The organism is Prevotella sp. P4-119 (genome assembly GCF_002251345.1).
Taxonomy (GTDB): Bacteria; Bacteroidota; Bacteroidia; order Bacteroidales; family Bacteroidaceae; genus Prevotella.
In genome coordinates this window covers 64,657-83,403 of sequence record NZ_NPJB01000071.1, presented here as the reverse complement: position 1 = coordinate 83,403, position 18,747 = coordinate 64,657, and the positions used below count along the sequence as shown (strand labels likewise).

At 44.4% G+C, this 18,747-nt stretch carries 13 protein-coding genes, 1 pseudogene and 1 CRISPR repeat array; of the genes and pseudogenes, 6 read left to right on the top strand and 8 right to left on the bottom strand.

All coding sequences use genetic code 11. The features are described 5' to 3' along the window. The first annotated feature begins 9 nt into the window (after positions 1-9). From cas12a to CIK89_RS13845, 5 genes and pseudogenes are all read left to right on the top strand, one after another. Positions 10-3,831 carry a type V CRISPR-associated protein Cas12a/Cpf1 gene (gene cas12a, locus CIK89_RS07785; protein WP_094390816.1) on the top strand — a complete coding sequence of 1,274 codons (3,822 nt, stop codon included), beginning with the start codon at positions 10-12 and terminating at the stop codon, positions 3,829-3,831. After that, on the top strand, positions 3,824-4,393 hold the full coding sequence (cas4, locus tag CIK89_RS07780) for a type V CRISPR-associated protein Cas4 (protein ID WP_094390815.1): 570 nt from the start codon (positions 3,824-3,826) through the stop codon (positions 4,391-4,393). The genes cas12a and cas4 overlap by 8 nt, the downstream gene beginning before the upstream one ends. Next, the gene (gene cas1, locus CIK89_RS07775; RefSeq protein WP_094390814.1) at positions 4,380-5,357 is read left to right on the top strand and encodes a type V CRISPR-associated endonuclease Cas1; all 978 of its coding nucleotides are present in this window, start codon (positions 4,380-4,382) and stop codon (positions 5,355-5,357) included. Before cas4 ends, cas1 begins: the two co-directional genes overlap by 14 nt. 8 nt (positions 5,358-5,365) lie before the next feature. Beyond that, positions 5,366-5,626, top strand: coding sequence for a CRISPR-associated endonuclease Cas2 (gene cas2, locus CIK89_RS07770; RefSeq protein ID WP_254046646.1), 261 nt, complete (start codon positions 5,366-5,368; stop codon positions 5,624-5,626). 177 nt (positions 5,627-5,803) lie between these two features. Further along, a CRISPR array of direct repeats spans positions 5,804-6,742; the repeat unit is 36 nt; unit sequence GGCTATAATGCCTAAGTAATTTCTACTATTGTAGAT. Between the two features lie 703 nt (positions 6,743-7,445). Then, positions 7,446-7,640, top strand: a pseudogene (locus tag CIK89_RS13845) (KilA-N domain-containing protein); the annotation flags it as partial. Positions 7,641-8,002: 362 nt separating this feature from the next. Here the strand turns inward: CIK89_RS13845 and CIK89_RS07755 are convergent. From CIK89_RS07755 to hisG, 8 genes are all read right to left on the bottom strand, one after another. Then, a complete protein-coding gene (locus CIK89_RS07755; RefSeq protein WP_094390811.1) occupies positions 8,003-8,389 on the bottom strand; it encodes a rhodanese-like domain-containing protein in 387 nt (128 codons plus the stop codon). 189 nt (positions 8,390-8,578) lie between these two features. Further along, complete coding sequence (locus CIK89_RS07750; RefSeq protein WP_254046645.1) at positions 8,579-11,005, bottom strand: glycoside hydrolase family 2 TIM barrel-domain containing protein; 2,427 nt, start codon at positions 11,003-11,005, stop codon at positions 8,579-8,581. A 27-nt stretch (positions 11,006-11,032) separates the two neighbouring features. Next, positions 11,033-11,446 carry a secondary thiamine-phosphate synthase enzyme YjbQ gene (locus tag CIK89_RS07745; RefSeq protein WP_094390810.1) on the bottom strand — a complete coding sequence of 138 codons (414 nt, stop codon included), beginning with the start codon at positions 11,444-11,446 and terminating at the stop codon, positions 11,033-11,035. Then, complete coding sequence (locus CIK89_RS07740; protein WP_254046644.1) at positions 11,443-12,912, bottom strand: Na+/H+ antiporter NhaC family protein; 1,470 nt, start codon at positions 12,910-12,912, stop codon at positions 11,443-11,445. Before CIK89_RS07740 ends, CIK89_RS07745 begins: the two co-directional genes overlap by 4 nt. Positions 12,913-12,955: 43 nt before the next feature. Continuing rightward, on the bottom strand, positions 12,956-14,143 hold the full coding sequence (locus CIK89_RS07735) for an MFS transporter (RefSeq protein WP_371593350.1): 1,188 nt from the start codon (positions 14,141-14,143) through the stop codon (positions 12,956-12,958). 11 nt (positions 14,144-14,154) lie between these two features. Beyond that, positions 14,155-15,198, bottom strand: coding sequence for a histidinol-phosphate transaminase (hisC, locus tag CIK89_RS07730; RefSeq protein WP_094390808.1), 1,044 nt, complete (start codon positions 15,196-15,198; stop codon positions 14,155-14,157). Beyond that, positions 15,195-16,481, bottom strand: coding sequence for a histidinol dehydrogenase (gene hisD / locus CIK89_RS07725; RefSeq protein ID WP_094390807.1), 1,287 nt, complete (start codon positions 16,479-16,481; stop codon positions 15,195-15,197). Before hisD ends, hisC begins: the two co-directional genes overlap by 4 nt. A gap of 130 nt (positions 16,482-16,611) precedes the next feature. Then, the gene (gene hisG / locus CIK89_RS07720) at positions 16,612-17,463 is read right to left on the bottom strand and encodes an ATP phosphoribosyltransferase (RefSeq protein WP_094390806.1); all 852 of its coding nucleotides are present in this window, start codon (positions 17,461-17,463) and stop codon (positions 16,612-16,614) included. 99 nt (positions 17,464-17,562) lie between these two features. Between hisG and CIK89_RS07715 the strand changes: the two genes are divergently transcribed. Next, entirely contained in the window at positions 17,563-18,687 is a 1,125-nt protein-coding gene (locus CIK89_RS07715) for a transglycosylase SLT domain-containing protein (RefSeq protein ID WP_158214654.1), read from the top strand. The last annotated feature ends 60 nt before the right edge of the window (positions 18,688-18,747 follow it).

The window sequence follows — 18,747 nt, the reverse complement described above, 5'->3', positions numbered from 1 at the left end:
GAGAATTATATGAAAGAAATTAAAGAACTAACAGGCTTGTATTCTTTAACTAAGACTATTGGGGTAGAATTAAAGCCAGTGGGTAAGACGCAAGAGCTCATTGAAGCTAAAAAGCTTATTGAGCAGGATGATCAGCGTGCCGAAGATTACAAAATAGTAAAGGATATTATTGATCGTTATCATAAGGATTTTATCGATAAGTGTCTTAACTGTGTTAAAATCAAAAAAGATGATTTGGAGAAATATGTGTCATTGGCAGAAAACTCTAATAGAGATGCTGAGGATTTTGACAAAATCAAGACCAAAATGCGTAATCAGATAACTGAAGCTTTCAGAAAGAATTCTTTATTTACTAATTTATTCAAGAAAAATCTTATTAAGGAGTATCTTCCTGCTTTTGTAAGTGAGGAAGAGAAGAGTGTGGTGAACAAATTTAGCAAATTTACCACTTACTTTGATGCGTTTAATGACAATCGTAAAAATTTATATTCAGGCGATGCCAAATCCGGTACGATAGCTTATCGACTTATTCATGAGAATTTGCCGATGTTTCTTGATAATATAGCATCCTTTAATGCAATTTCTGGGATAGGAGTAAATGAGTACTTTTCTAGTATAGAGACAGAATTTACTGATACTCTTGAAGGAAAGCGTCTGACTGAGTTTTTTCAGATTGACTTTTTTAATAATACATTGACTCAGAAAAAGATAGGCAACTATAACTATATTGTAGGGGCAGTCAATAAAGCTGTAAATCTTTATAAGCAACAGCACAAAACAGTTCGTGTTCCATTGCTCAAACCATTATATAAAATGATCTTGAGTGATAGAGTTACTCCGTCATGGTTACCTGAACGTTTTGAAAGTGATGAAGAGATGCTGACTGCCATCAAAGCTGCTTACGAATCTTTGAGAGAAGTTTTAGTAGGTGATAATGATGAAAGTCTTCGCAACTTATTGCTCAATATAGAGCATTATGATCTTGAACATATTTACATTGCAAATGATTCCGGATTGACTTCCATTTCACAGAAAATATTTGGATGTTATGATACTTATACTTTGGCAATCAAAGACCAACTACAAAGGGATTATCCTGCAACAAAGAAGCAAAGAGAAGCTCCTGATTTGTATGATGAACGTATAGATAAATTGTATAAAAAGGTGGGTAGTTTTTCTATTGCTTATCTTAATCGGTTAGTCGATGCGAAAGGGCATTTTACTATTAATGAATATTATAAGCAGTTGGGAGCTTATTGTCGTGAAGAAGGAAAAGAAAAAGATGATTTCTTTAAGCGTATTGATGGTGCTTATTGTGCTATATCACATCTTTTCTTTGGGGAACATGGCGAAATAGCCCAGTCAGACTCAGATGTTGAGCTTATCCAAAAGTTGCTCGAAGCCTATAAGGGGTTACAACGCTTTATCAAGCCTTTATTAGGTCATGGTGATGAAGCTGATAAAGACAATGAGTTTGATGCAAAACTTCGTAAAGTATGGGATGAACTCGACATCATTACACCGCTTTATGATAAAGTACGCAATTGGCTCTCTCGTAAGATATATAACCCTGAGAAAATAAAGCTATGTTTTGAGAATAATGGCAAGTTGTTATCTGGATGGGTTGACAGCAGAACTAAATCCGATAATGGTACTCAATATGGAGGGTATATCTTTAGAAAGAAGAATGAAATTGGTGAATACGATTTCTATTTGGGTATTTCTGCTGATACAAAACTGTTTCGTCGTGATGCTGCCATCAGTTATGATGATGGCATGTACGAGAGATTAGATTATTATCAGCTGAAATCAAAAACTTTACTCGGAAATAGTTATGTTGGAGATTATGGACTGGATTCGATGAATTTGCTTTCTGCATTTAAAAATGCTGCAGTTAAGTTCCAATTTGAAAAGGAAGTGGTTCCTAAAGATAAAGAGAATGTGCCAAAATATCTCAAGCGCCTAAAACTGGATTATGCAGGATTTTATCAAATTTTGATGAATGATGATAAGGTTGTTGATGCTTACAAGATTATGAAGCAGCATATTCTTGCGACATTGACTTCTTCGATTCGTGTACCTGCGGCAATAGAGTTAGCTACTCAAAAAGAATTGGGTATTGACGAATTGATTGATGAAATAATGAATTTACCGTCCAAGTCATTCGGCTATTTCCCTATTGTCACTGCAGCAATAGAAGAAGCTAACAAGAGAGAGAATAAACCTTTGTTTCTTTTTAAGATGAGTAACAAGGATCTTTCTTATGCAGCAACAGCTTCTAAAGGGTTAAGAAAAGGTCGAGGAACAGAGAATCTTCATTCAATGTATCTCAAAGCTCTTCTGGGGATGACACAGAGTGTTTTTGATATCGGAAGTGGAATGGTATTCTTTCGTCACCAAACTAAAGGTTTGGCAGAAACAACGGCAAGACATAAAGCTAATGAGTTTGTTGCTAATAAGAACAAGCTTAATGACAAGAAAAAGAGTATTTTTGGCTATGAGATAGTGAAGAATAAACGTTTTACGGTAGATAAGTACCTTTTTAAGTTGTCTATGAATTTGAATTATTCGCAACCAAATAACAATAAAATTGATGTAAATTCTAAAGTTCGTGAAATAATTAGTAATGGAGGTATAAAGAATATTATTGGCATAGATCGTGGTGAACGTAATTTACTTTATCTGTCTTTAATAGATCTGAAGGGAAATATTGTCATGCAGAAGTCTCTCAATATTCTCAAGGATGATCATAATGCAAAGGAAACTGATTATAAAGGTTTGCTGACAGAACGAGAAGGAGAAAATAAAGAAGCTCGCCGCAATTGGAAGAAGATAGCGAATATCAAAGATTTAAAACGAGGTTATTTAAGTCAGGTAGTACATATCATTAGTAAAATGATGGTAGAATACAATGCAATTGTTGTACTTGAAGATTTAAATCCAGGTTTTATCAGAGGCAGACAAAAAATCGAGCGTAACGTATATGAACAATTCGAAAGAATGCTAATTGACAAGTTGAATTTTTATGTTGACAAGCATAAAGGTGCCAATGAAACGGGAGGTTTGTTGCATGCACTTCAGCTTACTTCTGAATTTAAAAATTTCAAGAAAAGTGAGCATCAGAATGGGTGTCTTTTCTATATTCCTGCATGGAATACTAGCAAAATAGATCCTGCAACAGGTTTTGTCAATCTCTTTAATACGAAATATACGAATGCAGTTGAGGCGCAGGAGTTCTTTAGTAAATTTGACGAGATTCGTTACAACGAGGAGAAAGATTGGTTTGAGTTTGAATTTGATTACGATAAATTCACTCAGAAGGCGCATGGTACACGTACTAAGTGGACGCTCTGTACTTATGGTATGCGTTTGCGTTCATTTAAAAATTCTGCAAAACAATATAATTGGGATTCAGAGGTAGTAGCGCTTACCGAAGAATTCAAAAGAATACTTGGAGAAGCAGGTATTGATATTCATGAGAATCTAAAAGATGCAATCTGTAATTTGGAAGGTAAAAGCCAGAAGTATCTCGAACCTTTGATGCAGTTTATGAAATTGCTGCTACAATTGCGTAATAGTAAGGCTGGTACTGACGAAGATTATATCCTTTCTCCAGTTGCTGATGAGAATGGAATATTCTACGATAGCCGTTCTTGTGGTGATCAACTTCCGGAGAATGCGGATGCTAATGGTGCTTACAACATCGCTCGCAAGGGACTGATGCTGATTGAGCAAATCAAGAATGCAGAGGATTTGAATAACGTCAAGTTTGATATATCCAATAAGGCTTGGCTCAATTTTGCACAACAAAAGCCATATAAGAATGGATGATTATATTCAGCTTTCAACGTTGAATGACTTTATCTTCTGTCCGTACTCCATATACTTGCATTGTGTGTATATGGAGTCGGACGGAGATTTATATAAAGCCGCTCCACAGACCAAAGGTACTCTAGCGCACCAAGGCGTGGATGAAAAGAAAGGGAGTACTCGAAAGAGTGATATTATGGCGCTCCCGGTTTATTGCGATGAGTTAGGCATATCTGGCAAGATTGATGTCTATAAACAGGACAAGCGTTTGTTGATAGAACGTAAGAACAATCTCAAACGCATCTTTCGTGGTCAGATTTATCAGCTGTGGGGACAATACTTCTGCTTGAAGGAAATGGGATATGAAGTTGAACAGCTTGCTTTCTATGAAATATCTACCAATAAAATGATTCCGGTTGACTTGCCGGGAGAGCTTGGTAAACAGGAATTGATAGGATTCATAGAACAGTTCAAACGTTATAATCCTGCTTCTACTACGATACTGGTAAATCCAAATAAGTGCATCCATTGCATTTATTGCAATCTTTGCGATAAAACGAATACGGATAATGTTTACACATAAAGACATAGAAATGCGAACCATATTCGTGGTCAATTGTATTGAGCACGACCGAAGTCTTCGAGTAAATAGCGGAGAACTGATGCTAGAGGAAATTGAAGGTGATAAGAAAAAGACCTTGACTAAGTTTCCCTTCCAAAAGTTGTTGGCTCTTTTCATTATTGGTCACATCACAGTGACAACTCCATTGATTGATAAATGCAAAAAGTATGGAGTAGCTTTGGTAGTTATGAAGCCAAATCTTCGTCCAGTTTTTTATTGGTCGGATTCAGCAGAAGCGAATTATTTGCTTCGGCAACGTCAACACGAACAAAAAGATACAGATTTGGCTTTAGCTTTACAAATTGTTCGCAATAAGATACAAAATCAAAGTTTAGTTTTACAAAAGACTCGTAGAAAAGATGAACTGACGGCAGAAGCCATCAGGCAGTGTGCTGCTGCTCTTGATACTCTTTCTGATATTGATGATTATAACCAACTTATGGGGTTGGAAGGGGCAATTGCAAGAACATTCTTTGCAGCCTATTTTCAAAACTATGGCTGGCACGGTAGGCATGCAAGGATGAAAACTGATGTTCTTAATGTTGCTTTGGATATAGGCTATACCATTTTGTTTAATTTTATAGAGTGTTTCGTGCGTATGTATGGGTTTGATCTTTATGTAGGTGTGTATCATCGTCTTTGGTTTAAGCGCAAATCTTTGGTCTGTGATTTAATGGAACCTTTCCGTTGTATAATAGACCATGCAACTTTATTAGCATTTAATCGTAAGCAGTTTTCGGAGAAAGATTTTGTTCTTAATAAACGAGAATATTCTTTGAAATATGAACGTTGTGCTGATTACTATCGAGTATATTACGATTCACTGATAGTCAGGAAAAGTGATATTTTCGCATATATTCAACAGTATTATCGTTGTTTTATGGGAAGAAAATCTGTTAAATCATATCCTATTTTCTCGTTCTAATGATTATTGTGAGTTACGACATAAAAGACGATAAAATGCGCACCAATTTCTCAAAAATGTTGAAGAAAAATGGCGCTATTAGACTTCAGCTTTCTGTATATGAAGTTGTCAATTCCAAAAGGATAATGGATAACCTTATTGCTAAAATACAGGCTTATGCTAACCATTTTATGCCAGATGATAGCGTGATTGTTTTCGAAGCAGACACTAACAGAATGATAAAATATGGTAGCGCGATTCATCGAGACAAACCAATCGTCTTTTTTTGAGAGTACAAACCTCTGTCTATATGTAATTGCGAAATATGATACATCTTGTTATAACACAATCAGTTGCGCAATCTGCGAAGTGCGATTTTTGTTGATAGGGGGTATAACATGTCGAAAATAATACCCTTTGAATAGTTGATAGTTGCTATATTTTTTGTATCTTTGCACGCGAATAGAGGCTATAATGCCTAAGTAATTTCTACTATTGTAGATTTGGGCATTGCGTTCTCATCCCTATGGACGGCTATAATGCCTAAGTAATTTCTACTATTGTAGATCTGACTGCGACATGTGGATCAGCGAAGAGGCTATAATGCCTAAGTAATTTCTACTATTGTAGATGTGATGGTGTCTGCCACGTCCTGCTGAGCGGCTATAATGCCTAAGTAATTTCTACTATTGTAGATTGGCAGCATCGGCCTGTGCCTTGGTGTAGGGCTATAATGCCTAAGTAATTTCTACTATTGTAGATCGGTCAAAGCATCAACGATCTGGACTTTAGGGCTATAATGCCTAAGTAATTTCTACTATTGTAGATCTTGGTGGCCAGCAGGTTGTTCGACTCGTGGCTATAATGCCTAAGTAATTTCTACTATTGTAGATTTGGTGTTGTTCTTGTCTCATGCTTTCCTGGCTATAATGCCTAAGTAATTTCTACTATTGTAGATTTGATACCCGTCTGCGTTATCGGAGGCGGCTATAATGCCTAAGTAATTTCTACTATTGTAGATTGAATGTGCGTGCCACGGTCGCCATTCCGGGCTATAATGCCTAAGTAATTTCTACTATTGTAGATATACAGCAGCGGCGATACGAATATCTTGGGCTATAATGCCTAAGTAATTTCTACTATTGTAGATTCGGCATCAAAGAGTTCTTCGTACTGGGCTATAATGCCTAAGTAATTTCTACTATTGTAGATTGATGGCAGAACACGTATGGATGATTGTTGGCTATAATGCCTAAGTAATTTCTACTATTGTAGATTCCATCGTCACGTCACCATGTGTGTAGGGCTATAATGCCTAAGTAATTTCTACTATTGTAGATCACAAGTAACCGCCGAGTTCAACCGTGGTAGGCTATAATGCCTAAGTAATTTCTACTATTGTAGATTAAAATGTCATGGGTTCAGGTCAATGTCATCAATTACAAGCGTTACAGATAACAGTTTCGATAAAGCAAAACTATGGATTATCGTTTTAGCCTCAAATATACCTATATAAATGGAATAAAAGGTGGAAATAGTTTGTGGATTGAAGAAAAATGTGTAATTTTGGAGGCGAAAACCTTACTATGATATAGAAGGAAAATGGGGTTAAACGAAACCACATTGGATTATCAACAATTTAAATATAGATTATGTACATATTATTATTTGTAGCTTTTGCCGTTTTTATCACCATCAGCTGGATGATGAAAGATGTATGGTAGGTGAAGCCTCTTAAGGTTGCACACGGATGTTTTAGTCGCACGGATTTTACTTTTGTCCTTACAGGACGATTGTAAAATGTTTTGTTGTGTCCGCAGGGTGTCGCCCTGGGCTAAGGAAGCCGTTGGGCTTCCAGCCCGGGGCTGCTTGTTCCGTGATTCCGTGTACTCCGTGTGCTCCGTGAATTTTTTTAGTAGCCTGAAGGCTAGATGTTTTGGAGTAGCGAAGACAGAGTGAGAGTTCCATTTCATGGCACCTTTTCTCGCCATGGCAGAATTAAAGCGAGCTTTATTCTGCTCATCTGGCTTAACGAAAACGTTCGGTTTCACTATGCTGAGTCACGACAAAACAAACCATAGGTAAATCTTTGGAGGAAATCTTTTTTAAGATATTGCACGCCAGAAAAATAGTGGTGACCCAAATGGTGTAATAGCAAATTGGATGCGCAATCGCAACACGATAGAATTCCTGGGTATTTGGGAACAACTATTCAATCCAAGTTTTAATCCCCTCGAATTCGAGGGGTTTAGAAAAGAGGCAGGACTCAATGCCTTCACAATGTCGCCATCAAGATGGATTGATGGGCTGACAAAGATCTAATGTCTCACAGAAATTTTTAATCCACGGATCACACGGAGAACACGGAAATTTCGTTGAAGGCGATAGTACAAATAGAAAAGAGGCGGTATTCGCATACGGCCTCTTTAAAATCCTTTAAATATGAAAAATTAATTTCTGTATTTGTACCATTGTACGTTGCAAATATACGAATATTAACGATATGTTCCAAGTTTTTTGGGGCTTATTTTTTTTAGGATGTCATAGGAACAGGTCCATGTCATCAGTCCTAAGCGTTACAAACGTTACAGTTACAGTATTACAGTTTCCAAAAAGCAAAAGCAAGGGCTTCATTTGACTTTCTGGCGAAACGGAGCTGTGTGGTATTATCGCATGATTTTCTTGCCGGCTGCCACCCAACCGAGATAGCCGGAGTCGAGCTCAATGACGCGATAGCCGTGACGGACAAGAATTTGGGCGGCACGCTTGCTTCGCTTGCCACTGCGACAGTTGATGGCGATGGTCTTGCTGAGGGGAAGGGTTGTGGTGGCGCGTTGCTCAAAGTCGGGATTGAGAACGTCGATGTTGATGGCGCGGTCTATATGACCTGCGACAAACTCTTCTGACGTGCGCACGTCAAGACGGATGACTGTTGTGTCGGCAATAGCTTGTTCGTAGGCTTCTACCGTCAGACTCTTGAAAGCCTGGCTTTGGGCGTTGCCGGTGATGGTCGTCAGGACCATGGCGGCGAGGGATAGTATCTTTCTTTTCATTGTTTGTTTTGTTACTGAACTTTCGCATGTGGGGAAGTTAAGGGAAGTTAGGGAAGTTAGAGAGAAGTTAAGGGACAAATGTCCTACGTCTTACGGCAAAAGGCTATTGTCTCTTAACTTCCCGAGCGACCGTGGGGAGTGATAACTTTAACTTCAATCAATTCCATCAGTTGCGAAACTTAAATTTTTTTATCTTCGTGAGTGCGATGTGCTGCCTTTCCAGATGGTTTGAGGATAGCGTCCTTTACTGTCAACGGTGAGTCTTACATGGCCGGTGTCGCCGGTGGAACGCAGAATGACTAACGCTGAGCCGTGGTAGAGGTGTCGCCGCTTGCCGACATGAACCTCATCGGACTGCAAATCGCCGTTGTCTGTGGCAACAATCTCTGCCGGACCTTCTACCTTAAACACCAATGGGTCGTTGACATCCCACACCCGACGTCCTTGGTGGTCAATGGCTGTGATGCGCAGATGTTGCAGGTCTTTTCCGTCAGCTTTCCACTGGCTGTTGTCGGCTTCTATCTGTAAGGCAGTCGCCGCTCCTGTGGTTTCTATCCTGTGGCGAGCCACTATCTTTCCGTTGTTGCGGGCAACAGCCTCCAGGCGCCCTCGCTGATAGACGATACCTCGCCAGAAGATGCGGTTGCGCTGTGTGGGCAATAGGGTGTTGCGCTTCCTGCCTAATGACTTTCCGTTGAGCAGCAGTTCTACTTCCTCGGCATTGGTATAGGTGTAGAGCGAGAGGGTGTCGCCTGCTGTCCTGTTCCAATGATCTGATAATTGGTCAACAGCCACATTGATGCCGTTCCATTCTTCGCTATGCTGCGCATGATCCAGGATGGCGATGTGAACAGTGGGTTCGGTGGTAAACATGCTCTTGACGAGATATGCCAATGGCTTGGGTTGCAAGGAGATGTCGAACACCCCTTGGTTCCATCCCTTGACGGGCCACCCCATGCTTTCGCCAAGATAGTCGATAGCACCCCAATATGCCAGTCCGACCACCCAATCGTGGTTCATGCCGAAAAAGTTGGTGCCTATCATCGAGGTGTTGGCTTCACTTTGATAGAAGATATGGTCGGGATAACGCTTGCGGTCTCCAGGGAAGTATTGGTATCTGTAGTTGTAGGAGGCGATGTCTGTTGCGATAGCCAACGGAGCTGGCAACGAATCGGTTTCGAGACTCCTATAGCGTGGATGCATGGCTACGGTGGTGGGACGTGTGGTGTCGTAACGGTGCAGCAGGGTTCGCATGAGGCGGTAGGCGGTAACACCCCAATCGTTGAAGGGGAGGTCGGACCGCTGTTGCAGTTCGTTGCCTAAGCTCCACATGACGACGGAGGGGTGGTTGCGGTCGCGCTGCACCCATTCTGTGATGTCGTTCTGCCATAGGTTCTGCCAGGACGTGCGTCCTCCGGCAAACTGTTGCAGCCATTTGTCGTACAGTTCGTTGACCACGATGATTCCGTATTTGTCGCAGAGGTTCAGAAACTCTTCGCTATATGGATTATGGGCAGTACGGACGTGGTTGTAGCCAAACGACTTCATCAGTTGCAGGCGCTTTTCAATGGCGCGAGGGTAGGCTGCCGCTCCCAATGCGCCGAGTGTATGGTGATTGGCAAAGCCCTTGAGCAGCACTTTCTTTCCGTTGATGCGCAGGCCATATTGTGGAGAAAACGCGATGGTTCTCACGCCGAAGGACTGCGATACCTGGTCGAGGGGCTGGTGCTGACGGTTGTAGATCGTGACGATGGCGGTGTAAAGGTACGGACTTTCACACGACCAGAGCTGTGGATGCTGAAGGGTTATCGTGTCCAACGGATATTCACGCTGTCGCCAGCGTGGCGAGTAGTGGAGGGGTTGTTCGTGTTGGGCAACGGTCTGTCCGCTCTGGTCAACGATCGTTACTCCGACGGTCAGGGGTTCTGCCTTTCTTTTGTTGAACAGCTCCGCTTGAATGCACACCTGTCGGTTGTCAACGGTTGTGATGAATAAAGGGTGGCGTGCAAAATGCGTGTCTTTATTGCTGATGATCAGGCGCACGTCACGATAGAGGCCGCCACCGGTGTACCATCGTGAATTGTCGGGAGACTGGGTGTCTGCCCTGACGAGTATTTCGTTTTCCTGACCGAAGATCAGCTTGTCGGTGATGTCGGTTTCAAAACCGAGATAGCCGTAGTCTGTGCCTCCTATCCGTTGTCCGTTGAGATAGACATCGCCCACGAGCATGATGCCTTCAACATCGAGCACGATGCGTCTGTTTTTCCAACTGTTGTCTGGGGTGACGGTACGCCTGTACCAACCAACAGCCATCTCCTTGAATCCTCTGCTGCTGAGTCGGCTCTTGGTATTGTTGGCAGCATCATTTTTGTTGACCTTCTCATCTTGTTGCGGAGCAACCCATGGTTGCGAGATCTGGAAATCGTGGGGCAGATGAACCACTTCCATGCTCTTGTCTTTCAACTCATCGGTGTGGGCCACATCGCCTCTGTAAAACTGCCAGTTGCGCGACAGGGAAATGGTGTCGCGTACGGCGGCTTGAAGCGGTTGGAACAGTAGTCCGCCTGCCATGATCAGCATTAAAGACTTTGTTTTAATAGATTTAGGAAATTGCATAATGCTTAGGCGGTTATGAATTACAGATCATGATATGACGGTGGCGACGATACGTCGTGATCCGCCATGATTGCGAAATTCACAGAGATAGATGCCCTGCCATGTTCCAAGGTTGAGTCTGCCGTGAGTGATGGGAATAGACAGGCTCACACCGAAGAGTGATGATTTGGCATGGGCAGGCATGTCGTCAGCACCTTCGAATACATGTTGGTAGTATGACTCGTTTTCTTTTACAACATGATTGAGAATCTCTTCCATGTCCGTTCTCACATCTGGATCGGCATTTTCGTTGATAGAGAGTGCACACGAGGTGTGCTGTACGAAGAGGTTGAGGAGTCCGGTTTCAGGCAACGGAGCGGTGAGGTTTGCCAGTATCTCGTTGGTCACCAGATGGCACCCCCTGCGTTTGGGGGCAAGGGAAAAGGTGGTTTGCTGTATCATGATGGCGTATTGTTGTTGTCAGTGGATAAATCAGGCTTGTGTCTCACTATCTTATAGCCGATGGAAGCAATGAAGATGCTCATCAACGGGCTGAGGATATTGAAGAAACAATAGGGCAGATAGGTGAACGTGGCAACGCCCAATACCGTGGCCTGCGTCATGCCGCAGGTGTTCCAAGGCACGAGGACGGAAGTGACGGTAACGGCATCTTCCGTCGTGCGACTCAACAGGCAGCGCTCGTAACCCTGACGGTCATAGATATCCTTAAACATATTTCCCGTCAGCAGGATACACAGATACTGGTCTGCCACCGCCAGATTCATCATCATTCCGGTGCAGGCTGTTGATGCTACCATGGTGGTGCGTCCCTTCACCAAATGAACAAAAAGGCGTGTGATGCCGCCTACCATGCCACCTGCCGACATGGCACCTCCGAAGCACATGGCGCAGATGATGAGCCAGATGGTGTTCATCATGCCAGCCATTCCGCGCGTGGAGACAAGTTCAGTCAGCACGGGGATGTCGTCAGCCACAGACGTACTGCCGTAAACGCTCTTCATGGCAGCCTTGAAGAGTGACGGGTCGATGTCGCGAAACACATCGGTCTGGAAGATCAGACCGAAGATGATGGCTGTCAAGGTGGAGAGAAACAGCGTGATCAATGGCGGCCATCGGCGTGCTATCATCACGCCGGTCAGTACAGGGACTGCCAGAAGCCATGGGGTGATATGGAAACGCTGTTCCAAAGCGACTGTAAACGACATGATGTTCTGACTGTCGTTGGTGGTACACACAATACCGCCTATGGTAAAGAGTATCAGCGCAATGGTCAAGGAAGGAATGGTGGTGATCAGCATGTATCGGATGTGGCGGAACAAGGGAACGCCCATGCTTCCAGACGCCAATACGGTGGTTTCGGAAAGGGGCGAAATCTTATCGCCGAAATAGGCGCCGCTGATGATGGCTCCGGCAATCCATCCGTCGCTAAATCCCTGTGCGCGTCCGATGCCCATCAGTGCTATTCCGATGGTGGCAATGGTGGTCCACGAACTACCCGTCATAAGGCTTACCAAGGCACAGATGACGCAGGCAGAAGCGAGGAAAATATCGGGATGGATAAGCTGTATTCCGTAGCTGATGAGCATAGGGACAACGCCGCTGACCATCCATGCGCCACTTAACGCACCGATGAACAGCAGGATGGTGAGGGCACTTGCCACACTTGCCACATTTTTCGTGATGGCTTTCTCAAAACTTGCCCACGGCACATGAAGGAATACCATTCCGATGAGTACGCAAAGCGCCGATACAGAGAGTAGTGTGATTTGGCTTGCTCCTTCGAGAGAATCGCTGCCAAACGATCGGATGGTGAAGGTCAGCATGACCACCAATACAATTAGCGGCAGTATAGACAGAAAGACCGATGGTCGTTTCTTGAGCGTCAATTCCTTTTTCTTCTTTTCCAATTTTATTAGAATTATAGGGGTGATGGATGTCGTTTGTCCGATGTCAGGATGCCGATGGCTGATCTAAACGTCCTGAGAGGAAGAATCTTCTGGTTCGCACGAAATAGAGCAATACTCCCAGCGCATGAGTGACTGATACGGTCCAGAATGCGGTAGCGTAGCCTAAGTGCTCGGCAATGGCTCCGCCAGCGATAATGCCTATGCCGACGCCTACGTCCCACGAGATGAGTATGGTGGAGTTTGCCGTGCCTCGCTCGTTGTGGTGTGCCATGGAGATTATCATATTCTGGAAGGCAGGCCACAGGTGTCCGTTGCCTAATCCGATGAGTATGGCTGAGCCGTAATAGCCGACCATGTCAGGACAGGCGACGAAGATGGTGTATCCTGCCAGCGAGAGGAGCATGCCCTCTGTCGCATTTTGTGTGAGTTTGCCTTGGCGTAGCGCCTTGCTCCCCTGTAGTCGCGACATCATCAGACCGATGGAACAGAGCAGAAACCACGTTCCTGTTCCTCCAGTCATTCCCAAGACCTGTTTGCCGTAGATCGCCAGATAGTTGCTCAGTACGCCAAAACAGAATCCGAAGAATATCATGTTGAACCCCAGCATCCAGCCACGTGCCAGAAAGAATCTGTCGAGGGAGATGCGCTTAGGTGCCTGATTGACGGTAGTGGGCTTTAGCCGAACTGTCGCATCCATCATCCAACCGAATGTCGCTATAATCAAAGCCATCCAAAACAGCAATTCGAAATTGTGGGTCTCGGCATAGATATAAATGGCAAATGTTGGTGCGATGGCCATGGCGAGATTATTGCTCAGGCCATAATAGCCCACGCCTTCATTACGTCGTGAGGAAGGGAGCACATCGATGGCTACCGTTGAATTGGCAACCGTGAGCGCACCAAAGGGTCCTCCGTGTAATGTTCTGACCAATGCAAACATCAACAAGGTTCCTGCAGCCAGATATCCTGCAAAGAAGATGGAGAATGCGGCAAAGCATACCATGAGCACCTTCTTTCGAGGAAACGTATCAACAAAATAACCGCTGAATGGCCGGAAGAGTAATGCCGTAACGGTATATCCCGAAAGCACCAGTCCTATCACGTCTTTCGTAGCTCCGAAAGTTTCGCTGAGATAGAGTGGCAGGAGAGGTGTCAGGAGATAGAAGGCAAAGAACAGCGAGAAATTGGCTGTCATGACCTTCACGTAATTGGCATTCCACAGTCTTTCCATGGACATCGGGTTTATTGTACGTATTGCCGTAATGCAGCAATAAGTTCGTTGTTCTCGCTCTTCAGTCCGATGGTCACACGCAGACAGTTATGACATAGTGTGATGCGTGATCTGTTGCGTACAATAATTCCATGATCGACCAGATAGTCATAGATAGACGGTGCATCGGTCATGCGAGCCAGAAAGAAGTTGGCATCTGACGGAAATACCTGTTGGCAAACCGGCAATTCGAGGAATGCTTTCATCATGCGAACTCTCTCGTCGAGAATACTTTTCACCCATCTATCCACGTCATAGGGGTTGGCAAGGGCTTCCATCGCCTCTGCCTGTGTCAGCCGGTTGATATTATAGGGGTATTTCACCTTATTAAATATATCGATGATTTCCTTGCTGGCAAATGCCATGCCCAAGCGGATTGCTGCCAATGCCCATGCCTTGCTCATGGTGTTGAGCACAATGAGGTTGGGGTGGGTTGCCAGTTCGCTACGGAACGACTGCTGGCGTGAGAAATCGATGTACGCCTCATCGATGATGACAATACCCTGGAAGCGTTCTACGACATGGAGCATCTCCTGTCTGTCGAGTGAGTTTCCTGTAGGATTGTTGGGCGAACAGAACCATATCAGTTTGGTGTGCTCGTCGCAAGCCTGCAATATTTGATCGGCCTGAAACTGGAAACTCTCGTTGAGCGTCACTGTGCGATATTCCACATTATTGATATCTGCGCACACGCGGTACATGCCGTATGTAGGTTCGATGGCCACCACGTTGTCGCGTCCCGGTTCGCAGAAGATGCGGTAAGGCAGGTCGATAGCTTCGTCGCTACCGTTACCGAGAAAAATATGCTCAGGAGCGACACCCTTGACCTTGGACAGCGCCACTTTGAGTTCTCGCTGGAGTGGGTCGGGGTATCTGTTATTGTCGGTCATGCTGTACGGATTCTCGTTGGCATCGAGAAAGACGTGAGCCTGCTTGCCAGAGTATTCGTCGCGGGCAGAGCTATAAGGTGCGAGTTTCCAAATATTTGGTCTTACCAGTTGTTCAAGTTGTTTCATGCTTTAAGCGATTTTATTCTAACTGTCATTGCGTTACGGTGAGCATCAAGCTGTTCGGCTTCTGCCATGAGTTCCACGGCGCGGCCAATTTCCCTGATGCCTTGTTCTGTAAGGTGTTGGAAGGTGATTTTACGGCAGTAGCTGTCGAGATTCACGCCGCTGTAGGCTGTTGCATAGCCATGAGTGGGGAGTGTGTGGTTGGTGCCGCTTGCATAGTCTCCTGCACTCTCGCAGGCATATTTTCCGAGGAAGACACTTCCTGCATTGATGACCTTTTCTGCTAAGGCCTCATAGTCCTCAACCTGCAAAATGAGGTGTTCCGGTGCATAGGCATTAGACAGTTTCATGGCCTCATCGAGATCGCTTACCAAGACATAGTTGCTGTTTTCCAACGCTTTTGCTGCCATTTCCTTGCGTGGCAATGCTTGCAGTTGGCGATTAACCTCCTCTTGTATCTCCTGGAGTTTCTCCTCAGAGGTGGTGATGAGCAACACCTGTGAGTCGATTCCGTGTTCTGCCTGAGACAGCAGGTCTGCTGCTACGAATGTTGCATTGGCCTGGTGGTCGGCAATGACACATACTTCCGACGGTCCAGCGGGCATGTCGATAGCCACCTCGTCGAGACTAACCTGTTGTTTGGCAGCCATGACGTATTGGTTTCCCGGTCCAAAAATCTTATAGACTTTCGGTACGCTTTCCGTTCCGTATGCCATGGCACCTATGGCCTGTACACCTCCAGCCTTGAAGATTCTGTTGACGCCAGCCACCTGTGCAGCATAGAGAATGGCAGGATTCACCTTGCCTTCGCTGTTTGGCGGGGTGCAGAGTACGATTTCGCTGCATCCTGCAATTTTTGCAGGAGTAGCCAGCATGAGAACTGTGGAGAAGAGTGGGGCAGTACCCCCAGGAATATACAATCCGACTTTTTCGATCGCCACACTTTTTTGCCAGCATTTTACGCCTTGACGCGTTTCAATGGGTTTCCCTTCAAACTTTTGTGCTGCATGAAAGGCATGAATGTTTTCATGTGCCAAAATGATGGCAGCTTTCAGTTTATCATCCAACAGATGTTCTGCCTCGTCCATCTCCTGTGCTGAAACAGCCAAAGAATGGAGTGTTACGTGGTCAAACTGCGCCTCGTACTTCTTGACAGCCTCATCGCCATGCTCTTTGATGTCGTTGAGCACCCCAGTCACCGTGGCATGGAGCTTGGAGAGGTCCAGATGTGGACGCTGGATAATTTCTTTCCATTCGTTTTGTTGCGGGTATCGATAAGTTCTCATAGCTTAAATTCCTTCCGTTATGTTATTTCCTTTTTTAATAGCATAGAGTAGAGCAATTACCTTGCTCTACTCTTGTGGGGGTTAACCTGTAAGTGACAGGATAAGTGATAAAGAAGCGTTTGTCTTTCGCTTAAAGTATCATTTTTTCAATAGGAGTCACAAGAATGCCTTGTGCACCCATTTCTTTCAGTTTGCCGATAATCTCCCAGAAACGCTTTTGATCGAGTACGGTATGTACGGAGCACCAGTCGTCGTCGGCCAATGGAATGATAGTAGGACTCTTCAGTCCTGGCAATACGCTGATGATTTCCTGTAGTCTTGCCTTGGGGGCATTCATGCGCACGTACTTCTTGTCTTCTGCGTCTTTGACGGCCTTAAAGCGGAAGAGCATCTGTTCGAGTATTTCGCGCTTCTCCTGACTCATATTCTTGTTGCCGATGAGTAATGCCTCGCTCTGCATGACCACTTCCACCTCACTCAGGTTGTTGCTGACCAATGTGGATCCGCTGCTGACGATGTCGAAGATACCATCAGCCAAACCGATTCCCGGACTGATTTCTACGGAACCTGTGATGACGTGGATTTCGGCGTTGATGTTGTGCTGCTCCATGAAATGTTGCAGGATATTAGGATAGGATGTGGCAATTTTCTTGCCGTTGAACCATGCCAACCCCTGATAATTGATGTCTTTAGGAATGGCCAGTGAAAGTCTGCATTTGGAGAATCCCAAGCGTGAGATGATTTCAGCATCTTCGCCACGTTCTACAAATTCGTTTTCACCTACTACGCCAATGTCAGCAACACCACTTGCAACGCTCTGTGGAATATCGTCGTCGCGCAAGTAGAGCACTTCTAAGGGGAAATTCTGTGATTGTACCAATAGGGTGCGTCGTCCTGAACTGACTTTGATATCTGCTTCTGCGAGCAGATTCATCGTGTCGTCAAACAGACGACCTTTGGATTGTACTGCAATTCTCAACATATAAAAATCTATTTCTGATGATTTCCTTTGCAAAAGTACGCAATTCTGGTAATATTTCCAAAAAATTGATTACTTTTGCAACGAAATTTTAATAAATTGATGCGAAAGAGAATATATATACACGTTTTTGCTCTCTTGCTTTTGTGTGCTGCATGCAAGCACCAACAGGATGAACCTCAACTCACACCTTGGGGAGAGGAGCAAGATTCGTTGTCGGCAGATTTTGACTTGGAGCAGATTGTGGGTAATGGCGAAATGATTGTTTTGACCATGACGGGTCCAGAGACCTATTATGATTATCATGGTCATTATCTTGGAACTCAATACCTGCTGTGTCAACGCTTTGCGGAAAAGATTGGCGTGGGACTGCGCGTCGAGGTCTGTCGGGATTCGGCAGAGATGGTGCGCCGCATCAAGGATGGTGAAGCCGATGTGGCGCTGTTCGCAGGACGAGACGATCGGCTGGCGTGGCGGATAGGTCCCGATAAACCTCAATTGGAAAAAGAAATAAAAGCATGGTTTCGTCCTCAGCTGATTGCCGAGACACGTAAGGAAGAACAGTATCTGCTGTCGTCTCGTTCGGTTCGCCGACGCGTATTTGCGCCGATGCTCAATGCGAAAGGAGGCGTGATTTCTAAATATGATGCACAATTCCAGCAACATGCCCGTCGTATCAGATGGGACTGGCGACTTTTGGCAGCTCAATGTTATCAAGAGTCAACATTCGACTCGCAAGCGCGTTCATGGGCAGGTGCCTGTGGTCTGATGCAGATCATGCCGTCAACAGCAAACCATCTCGGACTGGCTCATTCCGATTTGTTTGATGCAGACAAGAATATTGCCGCTGCTGTGAAGTTTATTGAGGAACTGGACGGACATTTCCGAGATATTCCCAATCGGACGGAACGTATCAAATTTGTACTGGCAGCCTATAATGGCGGGTCGTATCATGTGAGAGACGCCATGGCACTCACCCGCAAGCACGGTCGTGACCCGCATCGCTGGAATGATGTGAGTCAGTATATCCTTGCTTTATCGCAACCGCAATATTATAATGACCCAGTGGTGAAGAACGGATATATGCGTGGAACAGAAACCGAAGACTATGTGCGTCGTATTATCAGCCGGTGGAATGGCTATCGTGGCATTAAGACAGCCGCCCACATGAATACCACAGGAGTACCCCAAAAAGCACATCATAAAAAAAAGAAATATAAGATATAGGTCATATTTCCGCAAATATATTTTTTTTATAAGAAAATAATGTGTAACTTTGCAAAGATT